Source organism: Nocardia sp. NPDC050378 (assembly GCF_040655675.1).
Classification (GTDB): domain Bacteria; phylum Actinomycetota; class Actinomycetes; order Mycobacteriales; family Mycobacteriaceae; genus Nocardia; species Nocardia coubleae.
On the sequence record NZ_JBFAKI010000002.1, the window covers coordinates 194,439 to 218,235 of the forward strand.

The window sequence follows — 23,797 nt, forward strand, 5'->3', positions numbered from 1 at the left end:
GAAAACAGATGCCGAAAGCAGATGGTCGCCGAACCGCCTCCATGGTGCACCGACGGTTCCGGCAAGAACCACTTATTTTACCGCCCTGCCGCCGGCGCCTCGAACCTGGCGCCGACGGATGTGAGCGTGGTTACTCTCGTCGCATGACTACCGATCTAGTTGGCCGTACCGCTCTCGTCACCGGCGCCAGCCGGGGCATCGGCTTGGCGACGGCCGCCGAACTGCTGCGCGCGGGCGCGAATGTGCTGATCACCGCCCGCAAACCCGAACCACTGGAAGCCGCCGCGCGGGAGTTGCGCGCCCTCGGGCACAAGGGCCAGGTGAGCACCGTCGCGGGCAACTCCGGTGACGCCGACGCGCGGGCCGAGGCCGTGTCCCGGGCGGTCACCGAGTTCGGATCGCTCGACATCCTGATCAACAACACCGGGATCAACCCGGTGTTCGGTGCGCTGATGGACGCCGATCTCGGTGCGGTGAGCAAGATCTTCGACGTGAACGTCGTGGCCGCGCTCGGCTATGTCCAGCAGGCCTACAAAGCGTGGATGGCTGAGCACGGCGGTGCCGTGGTGAACGTGGCGAGCGTGGCCGGTATCCGCTCCTCGGGGGTGATCTCGGCCTACGGCGCCTCCAAGGCGGCGCTGATCCGGCTCACCGAGGAGCTGGCGTGGCAGCTCGGTCCGAACATCCGGGTGAACGCGGTGGCGCCCGGTGTGGTGAAGACCAAGTTCGCCGACGCCCTGTTCTCCGCCGACGAGGAACGGGCGGCCAGTGTGTACCCGATGAAGCGCCTCGGCTCCCCCGAGGACGTGGCGCGCCTGATCACCTTCCTGGTGTCGGACGAGGCGTCCTGGATCACCGGCGACTGTGTTCGCGTCGACGGCGGGCTGCTGGCCACCGGCGGCATCTGAGACGGAAACGGGGCGGCCTGTGCGGGCCGCCCCGTTCGTGTCAGTCCTCGCGCGCGCCTGCCAGCGCCTCGTCGCCCTTGGCGGCGGCGCGTTCGGCCTCGGCACGGGCGAGCGGGTCGATCACCTCGACGGTCGGCTTTCCGGTGACGCCGAGCGGATCACGCACCGGCACCGGGTGATTCGCGCGCGAGCCACCCTCGTCGAGACCCCACCGGTCGTGCAGCCTGCGCAGGAAGTCCGGTGCGTACCAGTTGGCCTCGCCGAGCACCTTCATCGCGGCGGGCAGCAGGAACCCGCGGACCAGGGTGGCGTCCACGATCACCGCCAGCGGCAATCCGATGCCGAACGCCTTCATGAACGTGATGTCGGAGGCCAGGAAACCGAGGAACACCAGCGAGATCAGGATGGCGGCCGCGGTGACGATGCGCCCGATCCGTTCCAGGCCGAGCGCGACGGCCGCCTCGTTCTTGCCGGTGCGGTCGTACTCCTCGCGGATGCGCGAGAGCAGGAACACCTGGTAGTCCATCGCCAGGCCGAACGCGGCGGCGAACAGCATCACCGGAACGGTGGCCGAGAGGTCACCGGTGACGGTGAAGCCGAGTACTCCCGACAGATGCCCGTCCTGGAAGATCCAGACCAGCGCACCGAAGGTGGCGGTGAGGCTGAGCGCGCTGAGGATCACCGCCAGCACCGGAAGCACCACGCTGCCGGTGAGCAGGAACAGCACGATCAGCATCAGGATCACCACGAAGCCGAGCGCCCACGGCAGAGCGTCTTCGATGGCGTTCACCGAGTCCACATTGGCCGCCGCGACCCCGCCGATCAGGATCTCGCTCGGAACCTCCTGGGCGCGAAGCTGTTCCACCAGGACGCTGAGTTCGTGGCTGTCGCCGGTGGCCGGGACGATCGACAGGTAGGCGGCCCGCTCGGCCCGGAAGCGGGCGTTGAGCGGGGTCGGCTCGGCCAGCCGCCCGCCCTGGGCGTAGCTGCCGGTCGCGGTGTCGACGCGGCGCACGTTGTCCAGGTCCGACATCGTGCGCGCGATGGCGTCCAATCCCTCGGCGCTGTAGGCGCTGTCGGGCAGGACCGCGACCAGGGTGTCCTGGTCGCTGTCGCCGAAGTCGCGCTGCACGGTCTCGGCGACCTGCCGCGAATTCATCGACGGAGGCAGTACCCGTTCGTCCGGGAAGCCGAGTTTCACCCCGAGGAACGGGGTGCCGAGCAGCAACAGCACGGCGGCGACGGCGAGCCCGATCGGGATCGGTTTGCCCATGACGGCGGTGGCCAGTTTGTGCCAGGCGCCCTCGCCCGGTGCGGGCCGTGGTGCGCGCAGGAACCACCAGCCGAGCTGACCACGGTCGATGTTGGTGCCGAGCAGCAGCAGGATCGCGGGTAGCACGGTCAGCGAGACCAGGGCGGCCAGGCCCGCGACGATCACGCCCGCGTACCCCATCGACCGGATGGCCAGCAGCGGGAAGAACACCAGACCTGCCAGCGCCACCGCGACGGTGAGCGCGGAGAAGGCGACGGTGCGGCCCGCCGTGCGCAGGGTGGCGCGGACGGCGTCGGCCGGGGCGCGGCCCTCGGTGAGTTCGTCGCGGTAGCGGTTGACGATCAGCAGGCTGTAGTCGATGGCCAGGCCGAGCCCGAGCAGGGTCGCCACATTGGTCGCGGTGACCGCGAGCGGGGTGAACACCGCGAGCAACCACAGCGTGCCCATCGTCATCAGCACGGTGACCACGGCGACCAGCAGCGGCAGGCTCGCCGCGACCAGCCCGCCGAATACGAACAGCAGGGCCAGCAGCGTGAGCGGGAACGCGATGGCCTCGCCCTTGACGATGTCGGTCTTGCTCTGTTCGACGGTCTCGTGCATGAGCATCGCGAAACCGCCCACGCGGACCCGCAGTTCGCCCTGGGTGCCCGCGAGGTCGGCGCCGACGGCGGCGACCCGTTCGTCGATCTCGCGTTCGCTGCCGAGGACTGTGGCCACGATCAGGCCCTGTTTGTTGTCGATGCTGCGCAGCGCGGGCTGGTGGGTCGTCCAGTAGGACAAGACGTCGGTGATACCGGCGCGTTCCTGCAGGTTGGCGACGAGCGCTGTCGCGGCGGCCGTGGACTCGGGGTCGTCGACCGAGTCCTCGGTTTCCACCAGCAGCACCAGATTCGGTGGGCCCTGGCCGAATTCGTCGCGCAGCACGTCGAGCGCCCGGCTGGACTCGCTGCCGCTGTCGGTGTAACCGCCGCCCTCCACCCGGTCGAACAGCGTCGCGCCGAGTGCTCCGAGCACCAGCGCGAGCACCGCGAAAACACCGAGCACCCAGCGGCCACGCCGCTTGGTGAATTCGAACACCGGTATACCCCTGTCTCGTCGAGCAACACTGCGGCACGCATCTCGACGTGCGGTATTCGGTGTCACCCGGTCGGCCCGCCTCGTCGGCCCGATCCTGCTGGCGGGTCGGCGCGTTCGCCCGGCGATGTTAGCAACCCCGCGACGTTCGCGCCGTCGCTCCGATATCCCCGTTACCGTTGTCGCTCAGCCGAGCCCGAGCGAGGAGGTCGCCAGGGTGCGCCGGACCCGAGGCGGAAGGCCTGCGAACAGGGTGGCCATCGCGGCGAGGGTGCCGGTCAGGTCGTCGTGGCCGGACAGGTACGAACGCTGCCGGGTCGCAGGGAGATCGAAGAACGCCTCGAAGAAGACCGGTAAGTCGCGGGGTGGTAGGGCCAGCAGGGACCGTAGCCCGGCCCGGCGCAGGGCCGCGACCGCGCGTGCGCGTGCGGTCCACAACCGGTTGCCCTCGACGACGGTGTCGGCGGCGGCGAGCGAGGCGGCGACGCTGTATCCGGTGGCGGGGTGGATCAGACCGCCCGCGGCTCCGAACCGGCCGCCGCCGGGCTCGCCGCCTTCCACCGGGAACCGCACGCGCTCAACCGGTTCCGTGCCGTCGAGTTCGATGCCGCGCTGCCGGAGACGGTGTTCCAGTCGGGTGCGCAACAGCTCGGGTGTCAGTGCCGGGCGCCCGGCAAGACATGTCTCCTCGAACAACATCCGGCCCTTCGCCACCGGCACCGTGTAGAGAAACGACCGGGGTTCGTCGGGTCCGGCGCCGTTGTCGAGCCGCCAGTCCATGAACACGCAGGGCACGTCCGCTTCGACGACCACCCCGTAGGCGGTCTGCTCGGCCCGCTCCGGCGCGCGCCCGACTCCCCGCGCGTCGATCACCCGGCCGTGGAAGACTTGCCCACCCGCCGTCCGTACCGAGCCCGCTCGCGCGTCCACCTGGGTGACCCGGTCCGCGATCACCCGCACCCCGTCCACCGCCAGGGTGTTCTGCAACCGCGGCGTATCGAATACCCGGTATTCCCGCTCGATCCGGTGCTCCCGCATCGCCCACACCGTCGGTTCCACTCCGTCCCCGGCGAAAACCTCGTCCCCCACCCACTGAGGAAGCTCGTCCGCCCACGCCGCGTACGTCGCCGTCCACGTCCGCTCAGGACGAGGATCGATCGCCACCACCGACAAACCCCGCACGGCCGCCCGGTGGGCCACGGCCCTGCCCGCGGGCCCCAACCCACAAACGATCAACTCAGCGCGCACGCCCACAATTTGACCAGACCCTTCATGGAATCAAGCGCTCGCGCATTACGACGGGGCACCGGTTGTGCATCGCCCGCTCGCCCCGGGAGCACGAATCGATCATGATGGGGTCTATGAGGTCGATCTGGAAGGGCTCGATCGCTTTCGGGCTGGTCAACGTCCCGGTCAAGGTATATACCGCGACCGAGGACCATGACATCCGGTTTCATCAGGTCCACGCCAAGGACGGGGGCCGGATCAAATACGACCGGGTCTGCCAGGTGTGCGGCAAATCGGTGCAGTATTCCGATATCGACAAAGCGTATGTGTCACCCGACGGCGAACAGGTCGTGCTCACCGACGAGGACTTCGCCAAGTTGCCCGCGGCGGAGAAGCACGAGATCCCGGTGCTGGAATTCGTGCCGTCGGATCAGATCGACCCTGTGCTGTTCGACAAGAGTTATTACCTGGAACCAGATTCGGCGACACCGAAGGCGTATCAGCTGCTGGCCGCGACACTCGAACGGATCGACAAGACGGCACTCGTGCATTTCACGTTGCGGCAGAAGACCCGGTTGGCGGCGCTGCGCGTGCGTGAGGGCGTCCTGGTGCTGCAGACATTGCTGTGGCCCGACGAGGTCCGCGCGGTCGACTTCCCGTCGCTCGAGGACGCGCCGACCCCGCGCCCGCAGGAATTGAAGATGGCCGAAACACTGGTCGAGTCGATGTCGGGTGATTTCGATCCCGGCGAATACACCGACGAATACCAGATCGAATTGCAGAAATTGCTGGACGAGGCGATCGCCAGCGGCACCGGCAAGGTCGAATCCGCCGCTGCCGAACCGGCCGAGCAGCCCGATGCCGAGGTGGTCGATCTGGTGGCCGCCTTGCAGCGCAGCCTCGAGGCGAGCGGGCGGCGGGAAGGCGAGTCGGCCGCCCCGAAGAAGAAACCGGCGAAGAAGGCCGCGGCCAAGAAGGCGGCACCGCGCAAGACGGCGAGCAAATCCACGGCGAGCAAGTCCACGGCCCGTAAGGGGGCCTAGGGCACACTGGCCCCATGGACCAAGCGATCGCCGTCGTACCGATGGGTCTCGGGCATCTGCGTCAGGTTCTCGACCTCGGACATCAGGTTTTCGACACGACGACCAAGCCGTATACGTCCTGGTCGCTGACGGCCGTCGCCGAGCATCTGGACAGCCCCGACAACGCCTGCTGGGTTGCCTTGGACTCCGATCGGGTGGTCGGTTTCGTGCTCGGTTCGATGGAGTTCGAGCACCGTGACGACTGGGCCTACCTCGAGTGGATCGCGGTGGCGCCGGATATGCAGGGCCGCGGGATTGCCCGGCGGTTGGTCGATGTCTGCTCGGAGGCGTTGTTCGCGCGCGGCGCCCAGCACATCGTCACCGATGTCGAGGAACGCAACGGTGCCTCGGCCGCGTTGATGCGGCGCAGTGGTTTCGTGCCCGCCGCGACCGTCACCCTGCTGGTTCGCACCAACCCGGAGACGCCGGGTGACGAGCCGTTGCCGCCGATCGCCAAGCACGATCTCGTCCGGCGTGGCCGCCTGTCGCTGGACCACCCGCGCCGCTGAACGCGAAAGGGGCGCGAACCGTTCAGGTCCGCGCCCCTCGGTTTCACCTGGTCAGACGTTCGCCGTGCAGGCGGACAGGATGACCCGCGCCGGCCGCGGCGACGCCGATCCCAAGTCCGGGAACGGCGGGGCGCTCAGACCGAGCACATCCACCGCCGAACGCTCGGCGGCGGCCAGCGTGTGGTCCCACGACCAGCCGAAACGGTAGTCGGCGCCCTGGGCGACCGCGCCGCAGGCATTGCGGAACGACACGACCACCTGGCAGTCCCACACACCGCATTCGGCGAGCGCGGCGTGCTGGGCGTCGGCCCAGCTGCCGTAGTTCACCGCGGAGGCGACCACGGCTTCCTCCGACGACAACGCGAGCGCGCCGTAGAGATCACCGGCGGCAGCCTGGAATCCGCCATCACGTGACACGGCGGTGTACCCGGGCGCTTCGGCGATCGCGACACCGCTGGCACCGGCGGAGGCCGGACCCGCGGCGACCACCGTGAACGCGGCCACCGCGGACACGGTGGCCACACCGAGGGCGTACTTGCCCACAACAGACATCAGAATTCTCCCCATCGAAAGATCGGCCCCGAACCGGGGCCACCCCCAATCATGAACTCCCACAGCCGCACCGAGAAATACGTTTCCCGAATAGATCTACCCACCGAGTTCCGCACGCGCCCGCATCAACGCGAACCCCAGCAGATTCAACCCTCGCCATCGCGTGGGATCACCCGCCCGCTCGTCGTTCGCCGCCAACCCGATCCCCCACACCCGATCCACCGGACTCGCCTCAACAAGCACCCGCCCCCCGTGCCCGCCAAATACGACCGCAACCCCGCATCCGCCCCGAACTTCGCCACACTGCCCGCCACAACAATGTCGAATCGCGCTTCCTCCCAAACACTTTGGTCGAACCCCCGCACGAGCCTGCCCACGTTTTTCGCCTCGGCGGGATGAGCGACCTCGAGCACTCGCCCGGCCGCCTCGGTATCACCGAACAGCAACGCCTTGCGCCACATCATGTAGTGCTCGGCGGTGGCGAACCGCGTCCCGTCGACCGAGAACGGCGCGGGCCACCACTGACTCAGGCAGCCCGAGCCAAGCGTCCCGTCCGCGCGGGGCCGATGCCCCCAGAACAGCAGATATTTCGGCACAGCCCCCTGCTCGACTGCCGCACACAGTTCTTCGACCGATCGCACAACCCACCCCACTCACTCGTTTTGGTCAGATGAACCATATACCGCGAACAGGGTGGGCCGCCAGCTATTTGCGGAACTTCGTTTCGAGTTCGCGGAGAGTGGCCTGTAGGTCGGCGGGGTCGTTGGTTTTGAAGATTCCGGCGTATCCGGTCTCGGCCTGCACGGCGGCCTCGACTTCCGGGTCGTGGTAGAGCCGGGCAAGTTCTAGGTAGGTGGGGTTGTCCTTGTCGGCGGCTCGGGCCGCGAAGATGTTGATGTATTGCTTCAGTTCGGGACGTGGGGGTCGTCGGTGTAGATCACCTGGTCGTCGGTGAGCCCCGCAGGGCCGGCGAAGGTGTCGTCGACGAAGGCCGCGTCGACGCTGTCGAGGGATTGCGCGGTGAGAGTCGGGTCGATGGTGGTGAGCCGCACCTTCGAGGCGTTCTCGTCCACGTCCTCGATGGTGGAATCCCAACTCGCGTCGCCCGTCAGCACGATCAAGCCCGCCGCGGACAGGCCGAGCAGGGTTCGCACTCGCTGAGCCGGGTTGTTACTGAGGGTGATCCGGCCGCCCTGCGCGATGTCGGCGACCACCTTGTGCTTCTTCGAATAGAAGGTGAGCGGGAAGATCTCCGTCGCCCCGATCGGCACGATCGTGTCGCTGTTGGCGACGTTGTAGTCGGCCAGGTACCGCACGTGCTGGAACTTGTTGAGGTCGTCCTGCTTCTACGACAGCGCCGGATTGGGCTGCTGGTAATCGGTGAAGTTGACGAACTCCACCGTGATGCCCCGCTCGGCCGCCATGCGCTTGTACACCTGCCAATGCGGTTGGGCGATGCCGTTCACACCGATACGCACTTCATCACCTATCCCGGATAGGAGCCCGTCGTGGCCGTCACCAGCAAGTTCTACGGACAGACAGTTCTTCACCAGCCTGGCGAATAAGGAACTCGACTTCGACAGCGACCAGATCAAGGCGATGCTGGTCAGCTCGTCCTACACCTTCGACCAGGACGCGCACCGCTACAAGTCCTCGATCACCGGCGAGATCACCGGCACCGGCTACACCGCCGGCGGCCTGGTCCTGCCGACCCCGTCGCTGGCCTACGACGGCCCGACGAACCGGCTGATCTTCGACGGCGGCGACCTGTCGTGGACCGGCGCCACCTGGACCAACGCCCGCGGCGCGGTGCTCTACGACAACACCCCCGCAACCGACGCCGCCAGGCCGTTGATCTGCTACGTCGACTTCGGCGCCGACCAGCCCGTCACCTCGAGCACCTTCCAGCTGGTCTGGGATCCCGCCGGAATCGCCTACGTCACCGTGGCCTGACCGATGAGCCTGATCCGGTCCGGGGTGAGCCCGGTCGGGGTCTACCTCGGCGACATCGAAGCCGAACGGGTCTACCTCGGCGACATCCTCATCTGGGAGAAGGGGCAGCCGATCGTCGTGCTGCCCACCTCGGCGCGCGCCACCGCCACCGCGATCGCCCCGACTCTCTCGGCCGGGCACGTCCTGCAGGTTCCCCCCGCCACCGCAACCGCCCAGGGCGTGGCCCCCGACTGCAGGGTCGTGGTGCTGCCTCCTCCGGCGACCGCGACAGCGGCCGGGCTCGTCGCGAAGATCCGCAACGGCGCAACCCTGTCCGTGCCGTCCGCGACCGCATCTGCGAGCGTGTGGGCACCGGAATTACGGGTGACCACCGGTGTCGTCGCAGTCCGGGCCCAGGCCTCCGCCGTCGCACTGCCGCCGTCGGTCGAAGTCGGTGCTGTCCTTGCTGTTCCGGCCGCGACCGCCACCGCTGATGTGCTCGCCCCGACGGTGCGAGTCGTCCTCGACGTGCCCGCCGCGACAGCGTCCGCGCACGGTGCGGCGCCAAGCCTGTCGATCAGCGCCAACGTCGAAGCAGTCGCAGCGACCGCGACAGCGACAGCAGTTCCGCCGACAGTGAAGATCGGCCAGCTGCTCACCGACGACTTCAACCGCGCCGACGGCGGTCTCGGTGCGTCCTGGACCACGCTGGGCACCGCGCCGGTCATCGCGTCGAACCGCGTCCAGGGCGCGACACCCGCGGTCGGGCAGACGGTGTACTACGCGGCCCGCCACAGCACCGCACTGACCGGCGATAGCCAAGAGGTCAGCTTCTCCCCGGTAGCCGCGACCGCCGGGGCGACGCCCGCGCTCGGCGGTGGGGCGTTCCTGCGCAGCGACGCCGCGGGCAGCCGCGTCGAGATCGCGATCACCAACAACCAGATCATCATCGGCACCCGCATCTCCGGCACCGCCACAAACCGCGCCACCGCGACTGTGACACCGCCGGTCACGGTGCGCGCCACCGCGATCGGCAACGTCTACTCCGCCTACCTCGACGGCTCCCCCACCCCGGCCGTGACCTGGACCGACAGCGGCAACGTGATCCCGATCGGGGTCAACAACCGGTTCGCCGGTGTCGTCGTCGTCGCGAACACCAGTTTCGCGTCGGTGACCACGCGCGGGTGGGCACTGGATTCCTGGACAGCCCAGGACCTTTAGATACCCCGACTCAGGTTCGTACCCGACGCAGTACCGCCGTACCCTTCACTGGGTAAAGGCAGACGGAAGGGTGGCCTGAGGACCGACGAGTCAGCGTCTGACAACAGCGACTTGGGTACAGCCCCGAATAGTGACCGCATCATCCTCAGGCGTGTACAGACGCACGACGCCGAATCATCCCCTGCGTCGCGGCCGCACCTCGAACGACGACACCGAGCGACACTGGCTCACATCGTAAGGAATCTCGGCGTTGATCCCGATGCGGGATCAGTCAGCGATCCCGACGTCGCGCGAACCGCCATCGACTCGCTCAACGAGTTGATCTTCTCGCTCGATGTTGTTGTCGATACTGAAATCGGCCTGGAGGGCAGGAAGGGGGCCGTTCCGACGCGCGTCGCCCTCCAGTATCTCCGGAGGCTTCGGGGGGCATACGCCTCCCGTATCACCGCGCTCGAACAGCTTGAGCGAATGGACGACATCAAGGATGTCGTCGAAGAGAACGTTGTTGATCCCGCTGTTCGCCAGCAGCTTTCGGAGATGGTGACTGAGCTTGCACGGCAACAGAACGAGCTCGCTTCCAAGATTGAGGCTCAGGACAACTTCGAAGTCCGGGAACAGAAGCGCATCAACATCATGAAGCAACGGTGGGACGCGCGAAAAGCGATGCTGGAGAGGGAACCAGCCGCCGTCCTCGTCGGCGGGTTGCTGCTACTCGGCATCGCGGTTGCCCTTATCGTGGCCATGTTCACTCACACTGAGGTTCCCGAGATCCTAGCCAGTGGATTCCTGCTGATCTTGGGTTTCTTCTTCGGGCAGAACAGTTCACGCGGGGAGTCTTCGGGCGACTCGAACTGACGCGCGGCTAGCCGGTAGCGCCGCCCGGCGGGGTTTCGGGCGGCTATCCTGCTGTGGCAGCCCAGGATATTTGGTGAGCAGAGGCTACGGGACCCACCGTTTCGCTGCGACGATACGTCGGGCCCGTGCTTGCAGAGCGCTCGTGTCAGTCCTGTACAGGATGTTCAGCGCTAGCTCGACGAGCAATGCGGCTTCGACGAAATCGGAAGTTTCAAGGCCGCCCGGGTGCGTGCCCTCGTTGCCCACCCACTTAACGGCTTCCAGCAGATCCGCCACGTCGGGTTCAACCGACCGGAATTCAGTGATGCGCTCGTGCAGGGGGCGGAATCCCCCGCTCGGCCTCGAGGCAGAAATCTGTCGTTCGTCCATCAAGCGTTCGACACTCTGACGCAACAACCCGATTCCGGCAGATGGATCACGCCACGCTACCCCGGCGGCGCGGACGAGGGTCTGTCGAATCGATGTCGGCACCGACTCCGGAACCTCAACCACTTCTACAGGCGGATGAATCATCCTGACCCGGTAGTAGTTGTCGAGATTGTCGTCCACCAGATCGCGCTGAACCGCGTAGTCGCCAACCACGACAACCTGCTCGCGGCAATAGCCGTCGCTGCAGTACAGAAGCCCATGAAAGAGACCACGGATATCGGTCGGATCACCATCGTCCGCGTGCTCCCAGCCATATGTGCTGGGGCTCTGCTCACTCTGGATGTTCTTGTCCTCGGCCCTGAGACGGCCCTTTGAGCACGCTGGGCACGGCAGAACCGGCCAGTTGTTCGTACGGAACCAATCGGCCAGAAGACGAACCTGATCGTCCACGACACTCCCAAACCTTGCTGATCACCAATTCCACCACCGAGCAGCCGCGCTGCCGCGACGCCCAAGCCTACGAGAGCAGCGATTCGAGCCCTGCACCGCTGCGCGAACTCGGTACGCTACAACTAGCTGCTGCTGGCCTCGGGCCGAGCTCCATGCTCGTTGTTGGAGGTCCCGAGATGCCCAACACCCAATGCTGGTCGTCGGTCCGCGGCAAGGTCGCCCGCTACACCAAGCTCAACAGCTGCGGCGCCCCCGTCGCCGGTGCGAAGAACACCCTCGTCTCCGATGGCTTCGTCTCGATCGAGTACTCGTTCGAGTACGAAGACGGCGAGGAGATGAACCTCAAGAAGGCCGACGGCAAGTTCGCGTACCTGTTCAAGGACGACGACCAGATCAAGTGGGTCAACATCAACGTCAAGTTCACCGGTGTGAATCCGGACCTGATGGGGATGACCCTCGGTCAGCCGATCGTTCTCGACCACGAGGGCAACGCCGTCGGTATCCGCATCGGCCAGCCGATCGCGACCGACTGGGCCCTCGAGACGTGGACCGACATCCCCGGTGTGGCGTGCACGGCGGCCAAGCCGTTCGGGTACTTCCTGGCGCCGTGGCTGCACGGTGGCAAGCTCAGCAACTTCACCATCGAGAACGGTGCGGTCGAGTTCGGGATCGAGGGCGCCCGCACGATCGCCGGATCGCAGTGGGGCACTGGCCCGTACAACGTCGACCTGCATGCCGGTGTCGACCCGGCCCCGCCGGCGCCCGGCAAGCTGCTGACCGCGATCGCGGCCGATCAGCACATGGACATGCACCTGACGTTGGTGCCGCCGCCCGCCGCCGCGTGCGACGCGACCGCTCTGGTGCTGAGCTAAGTGGCGGCCTGCGGCTGGGTGGTCGACTGGTCGACCACCCAGTGCAACTCGGCGACCGCGCAGGACAAGGCGGTCGCCGAGCAGCTGGCCGCGGCGACGCTGTGGGCGTTGTCGGGGCGGGTGTTCGGGGTGTGCCCGGAAACGGTACGCCCCGACCCCGCCCCGGCGGCGCGCCCATCGACGTACTACGGCGGCGAACGACACTCGGGATGGTGGCCCCAGCAGATGACGCCGGGCTGGGCGGCAGGCGGGTGCGGATGCACCGTTGCCTGCGACTGCTCGGCTGACCGGTTGCGGGTCGCGCTGCCGGGCCCGGTGCATTCGGTGACCACGGTGTGGGTCGACGGGCAGCAGCTCACCGACACCGCCTACCGGGTGCAGGATCGGCGCTGGCTGCTGCGCGTCGACGGCCAGGTGTGGCCGCGCCACCAAGACCTCACCCTGCCCGACCACGCCGACGGCGCGTTCACCGTCACCTACGAACGCGGAATCCCGATCCCGGCCGCGGGCAAAATGGCGCTCGGCGAGCTGGCGTGCGAGTTCGTCAAGGCGCGCAACGGCAACGGCAAGTGCTCGATCCCGTCGCGTGCGCAGCAGGTCGCGCGCCAGGGCGTGACAATCGAACTGATCGACCCGACAACACTGTTCGAGTCCGGGCTGACCGGAGTTGAGACCGTGGACCGCTGGCTCGCCGCGATCAATCCGGGGCGCCGGCGCGCACCGTCACGTGTGTACTCCCCCGACAGCCCCCGCACGGCGAGGATGCGCTGATGGTCGACACCGGCGTGTATGTCGCCGCCCGCACCCTGCTCGACCGCCTGGCCCTCGAACTCGCGGGAACGCGGGCGGGTTCGGTGTGCACCGCGGTTGTCCACCCCGGGCAGATGACACCGGACTATGGGTGGTGCGAGGAGGAGTGCGACGGCGCGGCGTGGACCCGGGTGATGATGATCGCCCCCACGACGAGGTTCCCGCAGATCCTGTCGACGCCCGTGCAACCCGGCAGCCAGGTACAGCTCGCGGTCACCATCGAGCTCGGCGTGGACCGCTGCTACCTGACACCCGAGGACAACAGCATGCCGCCGCTCGGTGTGCTCGACTCGGCCACCCGCGACGCGCTCGACGACGCCGCCGCAATGCACCGCGCGGTGATGTGCGCGGGGCTCGGCGAGTTCGTCGTCGGGTCGTGGACACCGCGCGGCCCAATGGGCGGAATCCACGGCGGCACTTTGCCAGTCACCGTGCTCGTCGACACCTGCGCGTGCGGGTCGACGATGCCGCCACTCGACACCGTCGTGGCGCCGATGACCGACGACCCACGCGCCTAAGAACGTGCCCAAAGAGAATGTCCTCCCCTTCCGCAAGAAGGTCACATTCGATTTCTGCAAGAAGGTCACATTCGATCGGACTTGATGTGCTCTACGAGGAGCTGACGGTGCACAAGGGCATTTAGTGGTCATCGAGACCCCTGACACCAGCAGAAGGTCTCCTCGTACTGCGAGGAGTGCTGAGTTCTTCCACAAGCTGAACGAGGGTCTGATCCAGCTCGAATCCACCGCTCAGGGCATATTTCTCGCGGCGCTGTCTGCAGGTCGGCGGCCTGTGGAATCCCCAGGTTGTCGGATGCGGATTCCACAGGAACGCCGGAGTTGTCCACAGGCACAAGGACCCATCTCACCCGCAGGATCCTCTGCACCAGCACTTGCAGCCGTTATGCGGACAAAAATCTGTCCGCATCGTGAGCGGCAATGCGTCGGATCGGTGTGCTTACCTTGAGCGGCAACAAAGTTAGGTGCCCCGCCCGGGCCAACGGGCGGGGTCGAGCCAAACCCTCAACCAGTCACGAAAGGAGGTTCGGCCTAATGAGCGTAGCTCTCGCTACCCACAATCTCGAGCCGAAGCCTCGTCCCACTCCCCCGAGCCGTGATCCGATCGCCGTCCTGGCGTTGGCGTTCAGCGTTGCGACGCTGGCGATGCTGCTCACCGACGACGCTGACCTGTCGGTCACGATCGGCGGCATGGTGCTCGGCGCTCTCTGGAATGGGAACGGGGGGCGGATCAAATAGGTAGCGTGCGTGGTGCCCGGCTCGTCCCCTTCGTGCCGGGGCACCACCAGCCTTCAGCGCATCACCCAGGTAGCTCGTCGAGGACTCCGGTTATCAGCTGCCTGGCGTCGCGGCCGTAGACCGCGGCGTTCTTCAACTCCTCGAACATCCGCGCGTATAAGTGGATCTCGCTGGGCGCGGTGACCTGGATGCTCGCGCTCGGCGTTTCCAGCGCGACCAGTTCGTCGTCGAAGATCCAGAACCCGGCCGATCCGACACCGCCGCGTTGGCGCATGAGCGGGATGATGCCGAGCGAGATCTGCGGCAGCGCCATCACTTCCAGCAGGCGCCCGAGCTGCCCGGCCTGCACCTCGGCGGTCCCGAACCAGGTGCGCAGCGCCTGCTCCTCGAGGACGACGACGAACCGGCGGCCACCGCGCTGCACGATCTGCTGGCGTTCGGTGCGCACCGCTATGGCCTCGTCGATGTCGTTGGGTGTGCCGAGGAACCGGATCCAGAACTCGAGCATCGCGCGCGCGTACTCCGGGGTCTGGAACAGGCCAGGGATCACGTTGTGCTCGTAGATCCGGAACACCTTGGTGGCCCGGTAGCGCTGTGGTGTGTGCGCGCCGAGGACACGCTTCATCCCGGCGCGGGACTCGCGCCGGTGCTCCATGTAGGCCGAGTCGATCGCGCGCAGCGTCGCGAGCAAGTCGGGCTCCTGGTCGGTCGCGCCGCTCAGGCGGCACCAGTCGGAGATGTCGCGCGGGGTCGGCACCTGGCGGCCGTTCTCGATCTTCGACACCCGCGTGTAGTGGTGCCCGGTGGCCGCGGCCAGCTCCCGGATCGTCAGGCCCGCCCCGTTGCGCAGGTCGCGCAGTCGGAGACCGAGTGCGCGCCTGGCATCCTGGGCCGAGCTAGACGGGCTGGTAGTCACGGTGCGGGATTGCCCACTGCCACACCGCCTCGAACGCTGTGCGGCACAGCTCGATATCACCGGGGTCGGTCGAGGTGACCTTGTCGACGCCGAGGCCGTCGCCGGAGTAGTGCAGGAAGATCACCAGCTCGTCGTCGAGCAGGTAGAAGTCGTTACCGGGGATCGCGACGGAGTCCAGGCGCCGGCGCGGAACCCAACGGATGTCTTCGCCCGCCTCGACCATCGGGTGCGCGATCGAATGCGACCACCGTTGGTAGGCCGACAGCGGTTCGGACACGATCCGGGCCCGGCGCACGGTACGCCCGGCCGCGCGGTGGCAGCGCAGGTTCTCGCACCAGTCGCCGAGCCATGCGAGGTCGTCGTGCTCACCGGCTGCCCACTTCGCCATGTGCGGCAGCTCGACCTCGGTGCCGTAGGCGTCGCGGGTCTCCAGATGCACGGCGCTGCTGCGGAATTCGGTCAGTAGCTGGTCGAACTCGGCGTCACTGATTGTTGTCACTGGCGGACTGGGCTCCTTCGAAGAAGAACGGGACGAGCCGGTCCGGGATCTCGACGCACGATTCCCCTTCCGGGATGTCCATCTTGGCGAGGATCTCGGGGTCGGTGACGATCCAGCCCTGCACGATCCATCCGTTCTCGGTCTTGTACAGCGTCGGCGATCCGGACGGGTTCGATCCAGGATCCTTGGCGACGAAGTCGAGTTTTCGGCTCACGATGGCCCCCTACCTAACGTGTTGCGGGAAGTTGCGAATGCTCAACCATCCTGGTCGGCGGACCGCGACCGGGTCAATAGCGCGAGAGCGCGCAACATTTCGCAACATCCTTCCGCCTTGGCAGCCAGCGCTTCTAGCGTCAATCGCAAGGCCGCGCAGCCGAGATCGACCTCAAATCTCTCGGCTGTGCGGAACCTCAAGAGCGAGAGAGGGTCCGCCATGTGGGGGCTGCAGAATTCGACCACCGTACCCAAACAGCCGACCGTGCACGACATCATCGCGCGCCTGGCGGCCGAGGACGCAGACCAGGGCCGGCCGTGTCTGCTACTCGACCACAGCGCACCGAAACATCTGCTGTCGCTGGACGAAGCGCACACCGTGATGCAGGAACACCGCGCGTGTGATCGGACGGTGTGCCCGCGGTTGGCCGCCGCCTTCAACGTGCTCGTCGCCGCGGGGAAGATCCGGCCCCATCGCGGATACGGCGAGCTGTGAACAGCGACCAGGCCGACGAGGTGGCAGCGCAGTTCGAGCAGCTGCACGCCGACGTGACCGCGGTGCTCGCGGCCATCGAAGACCACAACACCCGACCCGCCGGGGGCTGAGCGTGGTGGTGCAGGGGTGCACACCTGCCCGCCTCGGATAGAAGCGCCGTTGGACCCGGCCAGTGGCAAGACGGTCGGCGCGCGCAGGTCCGCATCCGTTGCGATGCAAGGGTGCGATCGCACACCGACGCGCTGGCCGCGGGCGGCCGCTTCACATCACAGCACTCGAGTGGTCGTCACCACAGGCCACCGGGCCCGCGGTGAGCGCGACCAGGACCGGAATCGCCAGCACGGCGCAGGATTCGCATTGTCCGCAAGTTAGACGGGCGTCCAACTGTTTGCGAGGGTTTCGCTCAAGGCTATTCGAACCGTTGTCGGTGGGGGTGGGGCGGGGCTTGGATCACCGAGTTCATCAATGGCGAGCAATTCGGGAGTACAAGTGAAATTCCGTCGGGTACTGGCGATCCCGGTCCTCATGGCAACCGCTGCCCTGACCCTCACGGCGTGCGGCTCGGACGACGCGGAATCGGGCACTGTTGTCCGGATCGGCACCACCGACAAGGACAAGGCCTGGGATGTGTTCGAGCAGAAGGCCGAGGAGCAGGGCATCACGCTGAAGATCACCAACTTCTCCGACTACCAGCAGCCCAACGCGGCGTTGTCGCAGAAGCAGATCGACGTCAATCTCTTCCAGCACCTGCAGTTCCTCGGCCAGTACAACGTGGCGAGCTCGGACACGCTGACCCCGATCGGTTCGACCTACATCGTGCCGCTGGGCCTGTACTCCAAGAAGCACAAGGCGGTGGCCGACATCCCGCAGGGCGGTGAGATCGCGATCCCCAACGACCCGACCAACCAGGCCCGTGCCCTGTTCGTACTGCAGGCCGCCGGATTGCTGAAACTCACCGGCACCTCGGCCCAGCCCACACCGGCCGACATCGACAAGGGCGCGTCCAAGGTGAAGGTGACCCCGGTCGACGCCGCGCAGACCGCGCTCTCGCTGGCCTCGGTCGACGGATCGGTGATCAACAACACCTTCCTCGAGCGCTCCGGCATCGACCCGCATTCGGCGCTGTACAAGGACGATCCGAAGAATCCGGCCGCCGAGCCCTACATCAATGTGATCGTCACCCGCGCCGAGGACAAGACCAACCCGACCTATCTGAAGCTGGTCGAGATCTGGAAGGACCCGGCCGTGGCCGCCGCCCATGCCGAGGTCACCAAGAACACCGCGGTCGCCGTGACGCGACCGGGCGCCGAGCTCGAACAGATCCTCGACCGGGTGCAACAGGGCATCCGGGCGAACAGGTGAGTTCCGCCGCCGCTGTCGAATTCCGTTCGGTCACCAAGGTATTCGGCAGTGGCGCGGACGAGCACGTCGCGCTCGACGGTATCGATCTGCGCATCGAGCACGGTGAGATCTTCGGGGTGATCGGCTATTCCGGTGCGGGCAAGTCCACCCTGGTGCGGTTGATCAATGCTCTGGAGAAGCCCACGTCGGGCACCGTCACGATCTCGGGCACCCCTATCACCGGGGTGCCGGAGTCGGCCGTGCGCACGCTGCGCCGCGATATCGGCATGGTGTTCCAGCAGTTCAACCTCTTCCGATCGCGCACGGCCGCGGGCAATGTCGAGTACCCGCTGAAGGTGGCGGGCTGGAAGCGCGCCGAACGCACGGCGCGGGTGGCCGAACTGCTGGAATTCGTCGGCCTCACCGACAAGGCCCGTGCGTATCCCGATCAGCTCTCGGGTGGGCAGAAGCAGCGCGTGGGAATCGCCAGGGCGCTGGCCACCTCCCCGTCGCTGTTGCTCGCCGACGAGGCCACGTCCGCGCTCGACCCGGAAACCACCGGTGAGGTGCTGCGGCTGCTGAAGAAGGTCAATACCGAACTCGGGGTGACCATCGTGGTGATCACCCACGAGATGGATGTGATCCGCGCGGTCGCCGACCGGGTCGCGGTGCTCGCCGAGGGCCGGATCGTCGAATTGGCACCCACCTTCGATGTTTTCGCGGCACCGCGGGCCGAGTCGACGCGCTCGTTCGTCGGCACCGTGCTGCACAACCGGCCCGATGTCCGCGAACTGGGCCGGCTGCGGGAGTTGCACGGCGGCAGGCTGGTCACCGTCGACGTCGACGACCACAGTGGCATCGGTGCGGCGCTGGCCGCCGCGACCGCCGCCGATGTGCGCTTCGAGATCGTCTACGGCGGGGTGAGCACGCTGCAGGACAAGACCTTCGGCAGCCTCACCCTGGCCTTGCACGGACCCGCCGACGCGGTGGATCGCGTCGTGGCCGATCTGGAACGGAAGGGCTGAGATGGACACCGACTGGGAGAAACTGCGCCCCATCCTGTTCGAGTCCATCGGGACCACCGTCTACCTGGTCGGCGTGACGTTCGTCGTGGCGGGCCTGATCGGCCTGATACTCGGCACCGCGCTCTACACCACCCGCAAGGGCGGTCTGCTCGCCAGCACACCGATTCATCTGGTGCTCAATGTGATCGTGAACGTCGTGCGCCCGATTCCGTTCATCATTCTGCTGGCCGCGCTCGGACCGGTCACCCTCGAGGTGGTCGGCACGACCATCGGCTCCGAGGCCGCGCTGTTCGTGATGATCGTGGCCGCCTCGTTCGGCATCGCGCGGATCGTGGAACAGAATCTGGTCACCGTCGACCCCGGGGTGATCGAAGCGGCCCGCGCGGCGGGTGCGGGTCCGCTGCGCATCATTCTCACGCTGCTGATCCCGGAGGCGCTCGGCCCGCTGATCCTCGGCTACACCTTCGTGGTGATCGCGATCGTCGACATCTCCGCCATGGCGGGCACCGTCGGCGGCGGCGGACTGGGCGACTTCGCCATCGTCTACGGCTACCAGCAGTTCCGATGGGAGGTCACCCTCGTCGCCGTCCTGATCATCATCGCCGGCGTCCAGGCCGTCCAGTTCCTCGGCAACTGGCTGGCCCGGAAGGTGTTGCGGCGCTGAACCACCCGGTGGGCGCCGCTAGGCCGAGCGTGCGCCGCCGAGCCCCGGTGCGGAACAGACCTCGGCGTCGGCCCGGGCCCGGCGCGGACCACTGGTACCCGAGCCACCGAATCCCGTTGTGCCCACCGGCTCGGCGGGCACTCGCGGGCCGGTGTGGAAACTGCGCGCGATCATCGCCGACCGCAACTGCCACAGCCCCGAGGCCTGCGCCGGGTCGAGGCCGGTGAGCTGGGCGACGCGACGCAGCCGGTAGTCGACGGTGTTGGTGTGGATGTGCAGCAGGCGGGCCGTGCGCTGCCGGTTCATGTTGTTGGCGATGTGCACGCGCAGCGTTTCGTACAGCTCGGGGTGCTTGTCCAGCGGGGCGAGCAGTTCACCGAGCCGGGCGCGGCCGGGACCGGGCCGGGTGAGCTGGTATTCCAGCGCCAGATCGCCGAAGCGGTACAGGCCGGGTTCGCAATCGAGCCGCTCCACCATGTCGAGCAGTTCGTGCGCGCGCTGCGCCGCGTCGGGGATCTCGGCCGCAGGCGAAGTCACCAGCGCCGCCGTCACATCCACGCGGGCGGCCCGCGACAGGGCCTCGACGAGGCCGTCGAGCTGATCGTCGGCGAGCAGGTCGGCCGGAATGAGCAGGGTGCCCCCGTCGACCGAGAGCAGCGACAACGCCTGCTCCCCGCACCGGTGTGCCAGCGCGGCCTGCACCCGGCGCAACTTGCGCCGCGCGACCACCGAGGAGTTCAGCCGGGCATCGTGCTCGTCGGGATGCTCCCCGATCGAAAGGGCAAGTACCGCATACGATTCGGCCACCGCGATCCCGCACTCGCGGGCCATCGTGATGGTCGGCTGCCCGGCGAGCAGGGCGGAGGTGAGCGTGTGCACGGCGGTGTGGTGCTCACCGGCGATCTCGCGGTGCTCGCGGATGTAGGCGCGAGTCACGGTGGTGCACAAGACATCCGAGATCGCGATCAGCCGGCGGAACTCGTCGGGCAGGCTCATTCCGGCGCAGGCCGCGTCGAAACCGATCCGGAAACCCTCGTGCAGCGCGTGCAGGATCGTGTCGATGGGCACGCCCTCGCGCGCCCACCCCGACGCCGCGACCGCGAGCCGGTGCAGCTTGGCCTCCTCGTCGCGCCCGTCGAGCAACCCGGCGCAGATCTCGAGGCACATCCTCGTCACCGAGGTCACCTCGCCGGAGATCGCGTCACCGGGCAACGTCCGGCAGGTCGCCACGTTGTTCACGAAATGGGTGACCAGCGTGGATGTCAGCCCCCTGTCCACTGGGATCGTCATCGTCGACTCCTCCTCGTTCACACCGTTCGGTGCTGCTTCCCCGGTACGTGTCCCAACGTGATGGCCGACACCGAGGTCTTCTTCGTGACATGACTGTAGGGTGAGTAACCGCTCACCTTCTACTCCTCTTTCCCGCGAGGTGCACCGATGCCCCCACAAGCCGATAAGCAGCGCAAACGTCCGAAACAGGATCGGGCGCGGGAGACGCGGGCACGCATTCTGGAGGTATCCGCTCACCTTTTCGGCACCCGGGGCATCGGCAATACCTCGACCAACCGGATCGCCAGCGAGGCGGGCATCAGCATCGGCACGCTCTACCGGTATTTCAACGACCGCGACGAGATCGTGAAAGAGCTGACCGACAGCTTGTTTCTGCAGGTGGAGGACCGATACAGCAAGTTCCTCACCGTCGCCGCGGACAAGACACCGCGCGATTCGGTGGCCGAGGTGATCCGCACCGCCGTGCAGATTCTCGTCGCCAACGGGCCTCTGGTCCGGGCACTCGTCGCCGACCTGCACTTCTACGGCAGCGGTATCCCCGAATTCGAGCCGCGGCTGCGCATGATCATCAAGCTGTATCTGATCCACCTGCTCGGCCCCACCAAGACCATCGATATCGACACGATGGCGTTCGTGGTGCTCAACGCCGGTTTCGCCACGGCGCTGCGGTCGGTGGAAATGGAAGACGAGGGTCTGGATCGCGATGTGGTGATCGACCAGACCGCCGACATGATCGGCGCCTGGATCGCCTCGGCGCTCGCGGCCGAACCCGCCCGATAACGCGACGGGCCCGGATCCCACGAGCGGATCCGGGCCCGGTATTCGGTGTCGATCAGCGCGCGTTGGCGGTGCAGATCGCGTCGACGACGTGGGCGCCGCTCAGGTTCGCCGAACCGGTGTTGGCCAGCATGGCGGTCGGGGTCAGCTCGGTGAGGCTCTCGTAGGCCGTGCGCTCGGCATCGGCCCGGGTCGGACCGGACGCCCACGCGAGGCCGTCGTTGCTCTGGACCAGAACGCCGCAGCCGTTGGCCCAGGTCATGACCTCGTTGCAGTCGGCCAGGTGGCAGTCGGCGATCGCCGCGGCGATGGCGGCCTCGGCGCTGCCCTCGTTCACGCTGATGCCGTAGATGGCCTCGTTGTCGCTCAGTGCGACCGACGCCCACTGGTCACCCGCGGCGCTCGCCGAACCGGCACCGAACACCGACCCGGCCGCAAGGCCGAGTGCCACAACGGCGAAGCCGGCCTTACTCATGAAACTCATTCGAATGTTCTCCTCTGGAAGCTGTTCCGGAAGTCCGGAACCTTCCAGATCATCATCGAAAGATCGGTAATAGCCAACTCCACGGGTAGATGTCATACCGGCGACCACGGCGAATGACCCACCGACGCAAACGAGCCCGGATCCACTCGGAGATCCGGGCTCGATCGCCGGGGCGGTCAGCTCGCGTTGGTGGTGCAGATCGTTTCGATCACAGTGCCGCCTGCCAGCTGCGACGAGCCGAGGTTGACGAGCAGGTTCTGCGGGGTGCCCTCGGTGAGCGCGAGGTAGGCCTCCCGCTCGGCCTCGGCGCGGTTCGCGCCCTTGCCCCAGGCGATGTACTGATCGTTCTCCACCAGGGCCAGGCAACCGTTCGCCCAGGACACCTCGATGGCGCAGCCGTCGGCGCCGCACTGATCCAGTGCGGCGGCCTCGGCCTCGGCGCGGGTGGGGTAGTCGACCGAACGGCCGTAGTTCGACCAGTCGGCGTCCACGGCCATGGCGCCCCACTGGTCACCCGCCGCACTCGCCGAACCGGCACCGAACACCGACCCGGCCGCAAGGCCGAGTGCCACAACGGCGAAGCCGGCCTTACTCATGAAACTCATTCGAATGTTCTCCTCTGGAAGCTGTTCCGGAAGTCCGGAACCTTCCAGATCATCATGCAATTCGCACCGAAGGCCAACCGAAACGCGGAATCTCACATCACCGGCTTCGGCGTATCACCGACGGAGAAACGGCGGGACCGGATCCGAGAGAGGATTTCGAATGTTCTCCTCTGACACCGCAGGCCCGGCACCCACGCGGGGTCCGGGCCTGCGGCGAAACGTGTTGTCTAGACCGTGAATCCGAGGGCGCGCAGCTGCTCGCGGCCGTCGTCGGTGATCTTGTCGGGACCCCACGGCGGCATCCAGACCCAGTTGATCTTCAGGTCCTCGACCAGGCCGCTACGCACCAGGGCGTTGCGGGACTGGTCCTCGATGACGTCGGTCAGCGGGCAGGCCGCCGAGGTGAGCGTCATGTCGAGGGTGCAGATGTTGGCGTCGTCGACGGACATGCCGTAGACGAGGCCGAGGTCGACGACATTGATCCCGAGTTCGGGGTCGACCACATCGCGCATCGCCTCTTCCAGATCGGCGATGTGCTGGATCTGCTCCGGCGTCAACTCCGCTTCGGGAGTGGGCGCGGCGGTTTCGGTCGTGGCTTCGGCAGCCTTGGTCTCACTCATCACGCTTCCCCATTCCCCATGGCAGGCTTGGCATCTTCGGCCGAGGCGATCTGCACGACGGCGTCCTTGAACGCCATCCACCCCAGCAGGGCGCACTTCACGCGCGCGGGGTACTTGGCGACACCGGCGAGGGCGATACCGTCGCCGATCATGTCCTCGTCGCCCTCGACGGTGCCTCGGCTCGAGATCATCTCGCTGTAGGAGTCGACCACCTTCAGCGCCTGCTGCACCGGCAGACCGATCACCTGATCGGTGAGGATCGAGGTGGCGGCCTGGCTGATCGAGCAGCCCTGACCGTCGTAGGAGACATCGGCGACCTCGCCCGCGTCGTCGATGTGCACGCGCAGGGTCACCTCGTCACCGCAGGTCGGGTTCACGTGGTGCACCTGGGCACCGAACGGTTCCCGCAGCCCGCGGTGGTGCGGGTGCTTGTAGTGGTCCAGGATCACTTCCTGGTACATCTGCTCCATGCGCATG

29 protein-coding genes and 1 pseudogene are annotated in these 23,797 nt (G+C 67.0%); 15 read left to right on the forward strand and 15 right to left on the reverse strand.

Going from position 1 to position 23,797, the window contains the following annotated elements:
- The first annotated feature begins 143 nt into the window (after nt 1-143).
- On the forward strand, nt 144-908 hold the full coding sequence (locus AB0I35_RS04830; RefSeq protein ID WP_357394418.1) for an SDR family oxidoreductase: 765 nt from the start codon (nt 144-146) through the stop codon (nt 906-908).
- 40 nt (nt 909-948) lie between these two features.
- Here the strand turns inward: AB0I35_RS04830 and AB0I35_RS04835 are convergent, their stop codons facing one another.
- Nucleotides 949-3,258 carry an MMPL family transporter gene (locus tag AB0I35_RS04835; RefSeq protein WP_357394419.1) on the reverse strand — a complete coding sequence of 770 codons (2,310 nt, stop codon included), beginning with the start codon at nt 3,256-3,258 and terminating at the stop codon, nt 949-951.
- Nucleotides 3,259-3,441: 183 nt separating this feature from the next.
- The gene (locus tag AB0I35_RS04840; protein WP_357394986.1) at nt 3,442-4,491 is read right to left on the reverse strand and encodes a lycopene cyclase family protein; all 1,050 of its coding nucleotides are present in this window, start codon (nt 4,489-4,491) and stop codon (nt 3,442-3,444) included.
- Nucleotides 4,492-4,616: 125 nt separating this feature from the next.
- On the opposite strand from AB0I35_RS04840, the gene AB0I35_RS04845 reads away from it, so the two are divergent.
- A complete protein-coding gene (locus tag AB0I35_RS04845; protein WP_357394420.1) occupies nt 4,617-5,525 on the forward strand; it encodes a Ku protein in 909 nt (302 codons plus the stop codon).
- Between the two features lie 14 nt (nt 5,526-5,539).
- The gene (locus tag AB0I35_RS04850) at nt 5,540-6,073 is read left to right on the forward strand and encodes a GNAT family N-acetyltransferase (protein WP_357394421.1); all 534 of its coding nucleotides are present in this window, start codon (nt 5,540-5,542) and stop codon (nt 6,071-6,073) included.
- Between the two features lie 51 nt (nt 6,074-6,124).
- On the opposite strand, the gene AB0I35_RS04855 is transcribed toward AB0I35_RS04850, so the two are convergent.
- From AB0I35_RS04855 to AB0I35_RS04870, 4 genes and pseudogenes are all read right to left on the reverse strand, one after another.
- Nucleotides 6,125-6,625 carry a DUF4189 domain-containing protein gene (locus AB0I35_RS04855; RefSeq protein ID WP_357394422.1) on the reverse strand — a complete coding sequence of 167 codons (501 nt, stop codon included), beginning with the start codon at nt 6,623-6,625 and terminating at the stop codon, nt 6,125-6,127.
- A 96-nt stretch (nt 6,626-6,721) separates the two neighbouring features.
- Nucleotides 6,722-7,278, reverse strand: a pseudogene (locus AB0I35_RS04860) (NADAR family protein).
- Between the two features lie 252 nt (nt 7,279-7,530).
- Nucleotides 7,531-7,941: a MetQ/NlpA family ABC transporter substrate-binding protein gene (locus AB0I35_RS04865; protein ID WP_357394423.1), complete on the reverse strand. Its 411-nt coding sequence runs from the start codon at nt 7,939-7,941 to the stop codon at nt 7,531-7,533.
- A 30-nt stretch (nt 7,942-7,971) separates the two neighbouring features.
- Entirely contained in the window at nt 7,972-8,103 is a 132-nt protein-coding gene (locus tag AB0I35_RS04870) for a MetQ/NlpA family ABC transporter substrate-binding protein (protein ID WP_357394424.1), read from the reverse strand.
- Between the two features lie 121 nt (nt 8,104-8,224).
- Here AB0I35_RS04870 and AB0I35_RS04875 point away from each other — a divergent pair, with 121 nt between their 5' ends.
- The 3 genes from AB0I35_RS04875 (at nt 8,225) to AB0I35_RS04885 (ending at nt 10,633) form a co-directional block, all read left to right on the forward strand.
- A complete protein-coding gene (locus AB0I35_RS04875) occupies nt 8,225-8,578 on the forward strand; it encodes a hypothetical protein (RefSeq protein ID WP_357394425.1) in 354 nt (117 codons plus the stop codon).
- Nucleotides 8,579-8,581: 3 nt separating this feature from the next.
- Nucleotides 8,582-9,778, forward strand: coding sequence for a hypothetical protein (locus AB0I35_RS04880; protein WP_357394426.1), 1,197 nt, complete (start codon nt 8,582-8,584; stop codon nt 9,776-9,778).
- A 111-nt stretch (nt 9,779-9,889) separates the two neighbouring features.
- Entirely contained in the window at nt 9,890-10,633 is a 744-nt protein-coding gene (locus AB0I35_RS04885; protein ID WP_357394427.1) for a hypothetical protein, read from the forward strand.
- An 84-nt stretch (nt 10,634-10,717) separates the two neighbouring features.
- Here the strand turns inward: AB0I35_RS04885 and AB0I35_RS04890 are convergent, their stop codons facing one another.
- Nucleotides 10,718-11,452 (reverse strand): DUF4145 domain-containing protein, encoded by a 735-nt coding sequence (locus tag AB0I35_RS04890; protein WP_357394428.1) that lies wholly within the window; start codon nt 11,450-11,452, stop codon nt 10,718-10,720.
- 176 nt (nt 11,453-11,628) lie between these two features.
- Here AB0I35_RS04890 and AB0I35_RS04895 point away from each other — a divergent pair, with 176 nt between their 5' ends.
- The 4 genes from AB0I35_RS04895 (at nt 11,629) to AB0I35_RS04910 (ending at nt 14,390) form a co-directional block, all read left to right on the forward strand.
- On the forward strand, nt 11,629-12,324 hold the full coding sequence (locus AB0I35_RS04895) for a hypothetical protein (protein WP_357394429.1): 696 nt from the start codon (nt 11,629-11,631) through the stop codon (nt 12,322-12,324).
- An 18-nt stretch (nt 12,325-12,342) separates the two neighbouring features.
- Nucleotides 12,343-13,095, forward strand: coding sequence for a hypothetical protein (locus AB0I35_RS04900; RefSeq protein ID WP_357394430.1), 753 nt, complete (start codon nt 12,343-12,345; stop codon nt 13,093-13,095).
- Entirely contained in the window at nt 13,095-13,652 is a 558-nt protein-coding gene (locus AB0I35_RS04905) for a hypothetical protein (protein WP_357394431.1), read from the forward strand. Before AB0I35_RS04900 ends, AB0I35_RS04905 begins: the two co-directional genes overlap by 1 nt.
- A 534-nt stretch (nt 13,653-14,186) precedes the next feature.
- On the forward strand, nt 14,187-14,390 hold the full coding sequence (locus AB0I35_RS04910; protein ID WP_357394432.1) for a hypothetical protein: 204 nt from the start codon (nt 14,187-14,189) through the stop codon (nt 14,388-14,390).
- Between the two features lie 61 nt (nt 14,391-14,451).
- Here the strand turns inward: AB0I35_RS04910 and AB0I35_RS04915 are convergent, their stop codons facing one another.
- Genes AB0I35_RS04915 through AB0I35_RS04925 form a run of 3 tightly spaced genes read right to left on the reverse strand, consistent with a single transcriptional unit; the run spans nt 14,452 to nt 16,019 of the window.
- Nucleotides 14,452-15,306, reverse strand: coding sequence for a helix-turn-helix transcriptional regulator (locus AB0I35_RS04915; protein WP_357394433.1), 855 nt, complete (start codon nt 15,304-15,306; stop codon nt 14,452-14,454).
- Nucleotides 15,287-15,805, reverse strand: a complete 519-nt coding sequence (locus AB0I35_RS04920) for a DUF6879 family protein (protein WP_357394434.1) — start codon at nt 15,803-15,805, stop codon at nt 15,287-15,289. Before AB0I35_RS04920 ends, AB0I35_RS04915 begins: the two co-directional genes overlap by 20 nt.
- On the reverse strand, nt 15,789-16,019 hold the full coding sequence (locus AB0I35_RS04925) for a hypothetical protein (protein WP_357394435.1): 231 nt from the start codon (nt 16,017-16,019) through the stop codon (nt 15,789-15,791). The genes AB0I35_RS04920 and AB0I35_RS04925 overlap by 17 nt, the downstream gene beginning before the upstream one ends.
- A gap of 219 nt (nt 16,020-16,238) precedes the next feature.
- Between AB0I35_RS04925 and AB0I35_RS04930 the strand changes: the two genes are divergently transcribed.
- The 4 genes from AB0I35_RS04930 to AB0I35_RS04945 all read left to right on the forward strand — a co-directional run bounded on the left by AB0I35_RS04930 (nt 16,239) and on the right by AB0I35_RS04945 (nt 19,544).
- Complete coding sequence (locus AB0I35_RS04930; RefSeq protein ID WP_357394436.1) at nt 16,239-16,514, forward strand: hypothetical protein; 276 nt, start codon at nt 16,239-16,241, stop codon at nt 16,512-16,514.
- A gap of 525 nt (nt 16,515-17,039) precedes the next feature.
- A complete protein-coding gene (locus tag AB0I35_RS04935) occupies nt 17,040-17,876 on the forward strand; it encodes a MetQ/NlpA family ABC transporter substrate-binding protein (protein ID WP_357394987.1) in 837 nt (278 codons plus the stop codon).
- Entirely contained in the window at nt 17,873-18,880 is a 1,008-nt protein-coding gene (locus AB0I35_RS04940) for a methionine ABC transporter ATP-binding protein (protein WP_357394437.1), read from the forward strand. The genes AB0I35_RS04935 and AB0I35_RS04940 overlap by 4 nt, the downstream gene beginning before the upstream one ends.
- 1 nt (nt 18,881) lies before the next feature.
- Entirely contained in the window at nt 18,882-19,544 is a 663-nt protein-coding gene (locus AB0I35_RS04945; RefSeq protein WP_357394438.1) for a methionine ABC transporter permease, read from the forward strand.
- A gap of 18 nt (nt 19,545-19,562) precedes the next feature.
- Here the strand turns inward: AB0I35_RS04945 and AB0I35_RS04950 are convergent, their stop codons facing one another.
- Nucleotides 19,563-20,834 (reverse strand): helix-turn-helix domain-containing protein, encoded by a 1,272-nt coding sequence (locus tag AB0I35_RS04950; protein WP_357394439.1) that lies wholly within the window; start codon nt 20,832-20,834, stop codon nt 19,563-19,565.
- A 147-nt stretch (nt 20,835-20,981) separates the two neighbouring features.
- Between AB0I35_RS04950 and AB0I35_RS04955 the strand changes: the two genes are divergently transcribed.
- A complete protein-coding gene (locus tag AB0I35_RS04955) occupies nt 20,982-21,614 on the forward strand; it encodes a TetR/AcrR family transcriptional regulator (RefSeq protein WP_357394440.1) in 633 nt (210 codons plus the stop codon).
- Between the two features lie 52 nt (nt 21,615-21,666).
- Here AB0I35_RS04955 and AB0I35_RS04960 read toward each other — a convergent pair whose 3' ends face one another.
- The 4 genes from AB0I35_RS04960 to sufU form a co-directional block, all read right to left on the reverse strand.
- Nucleotides 21,667-22,095 (reverse strand): DUF4189 domain-containing protein, encoded by a 429-nt coding sequence (locus tag AB0I35_RS04960; protein ID WP_357394442.1) that lies wholly within the window; start codon nt 22,093-22,095, stop codon nt 21,667-21,669.
- Nucleotides 22,096-22,271: 176 nt separating this feature from the next.
- Entirely contained in the window at nt 22,272-22,700 is a 429-nt protein-coding gene (locus AB0I35_RS04965; protein WP_357394443.1) for a DUF4189 domain-containing protein, read from the reverse strand.
- A gap of 227 nt (nt 22,701-22,927) precedes the next feature.
- A complete protein-coding gene (locus AB0I35_RS04970; protein WP_357146118.1) occupies nt 22,928-23,320 on the reverse strand; it encodes a metal-sulfur cluster assembly factor in 393 nt (130 codons plus the stop codon).
- Entirely contained in the window at nt 23,320-23,796 is a 477-nt protein-coding gene (gene sufU / locus AB0I35_RS04975) for a Fe-S cluster assembly sulfur transfer protein SufU (protein ID WP_357394445.1), read from the reverse strand. Before sufU ends, AB0I35_RS04970 begins: the two co-directional genes overlap by 1 nt.
- Nucleotide 23,797 lies beyond the last annotated feature (1 nt).

Coding starts and splice junctions, on each gene's coding strand:
- AB0I35_RS04830 (WP_357394418.1), top strand. CDS start 144: ATGACTACCGATCTAGTTGGCCGTACCGCTCTCGTCACCGGCGCCAGC.
- AB0I35_RS04845 (WP_357394420.1), top strand. CDS start 4,617: ATGAGGTCGATCTGGAAGGGCTCGATCGCTTTCGGGCTGGTCAACGTC.
- AB0I35_RS04850 (WP_357394421.1), top strand. CDS start 5,540: ATGGACCAAGCGATCGCCGTCGTACCGATGGGTCTCGGGCATCTGCGT.
- AB0I35_RS04855 (WP_357394422.1), bottom strand. CDS start 6,625: ATGTCTGTTGTGGGCAAGTACGCCCTCGGTGTGGCCACCGTGTCCGCG.
- AB0I35_RS04875 (WP_357394425.1), top strand. CDS start 8,225: ATGCTGGTCAGCTCGTCCTACACCTTCGACCAGGACGCGCACCGCTAC.
- AB0I35_RS04880 (WP_357394426.1), top strand. CDS start 8,582: ATGAGCCTGATCCGGTCCGGGGTGAGCCCGGTCGGGGTCTACCTCGGC.
- AB0I35_RS04895 (WP_357394429.1), top strand. CDS start 11,629: ATGCCCAACACCCAATGCTGGTCGTCGGTCCGCGGCAAGGTCGCCCGC.
- AB0I35_RS04905 (WP_357394431.1), top strand. CDS start 13,095: ATGGTCGACACCGGCGTGTATGTCGCCGCCCGCACCCTGCTCGACCGC.
- AB0I35_RS04910 (WP_357394432.1), top strand. CDS start 14,187: ATGAGCGTAGCTCTCGCTACCCACAATCTCGAGCCGAAGCCTCGTCCC.
- AB0I35_RS04930 (WP_357394436.1), top strand. CDS start 16,239: ATGTGGGGGCTGCAGAATTCGACCACCGTACCCAAACAGCCGACCGTG.
- AB0I35_RS04935 (WP_357394987.1), top strand. CDS start 17,040: ATGGCAACCGCTGCCCTGACCCTCACGGCGTGCGGCTCGGACGACGCG.
- AB0I35_RS04945 (WP_357394438.1), top strand. CDS start 18,882: ATGGACACCGACTGGGAGAAACTGCGCCCCATCCTGTTCGAGTCCATC.
- AB0I35_RS04950 (WP_357394439.1), bottom strand. CDS start 20,834: ATGACGATCCCAGTGGACAGGGGGCTGACATCCACGCTGGTCACCCAT.
- AB0I35_RS04955 (WP_357394440.1), top strand. CDS start 20,982: ATGCCCCCACAAGCCGATAAGCAGCGCAAACGTCCGAAACAGGATCGG.
- AB0I35_RS04960 (WP_357394442.1), bottom strand. CDS start 22,095: ATGAGTTTCATGAGTAAGGCCGGCTTCGCCGTTGTGGCACTCGGCCTT.
- AB0I35_RS04965 (WP_357394443.1), bottom strand. CDS start 22,700: ATGAGTTTCATGAGTAAGGCCGGCTTCGCCGTTGTGGCACTCGGCCTT.
- AB0I35_RS04970 (WP_357146118.1), bottom strand. CDS start 23,320: ATGAGTGAGACCAAGGCTGCCGAAGCCACGACCGAAACCGCCGCGCCC.
- sufU (WP_357394445.1), bottom strand. CDS start 23,796: ATGCGCATGGAGCAGATGTACCAGGAAGTGATCCTGGACCACTACAAG.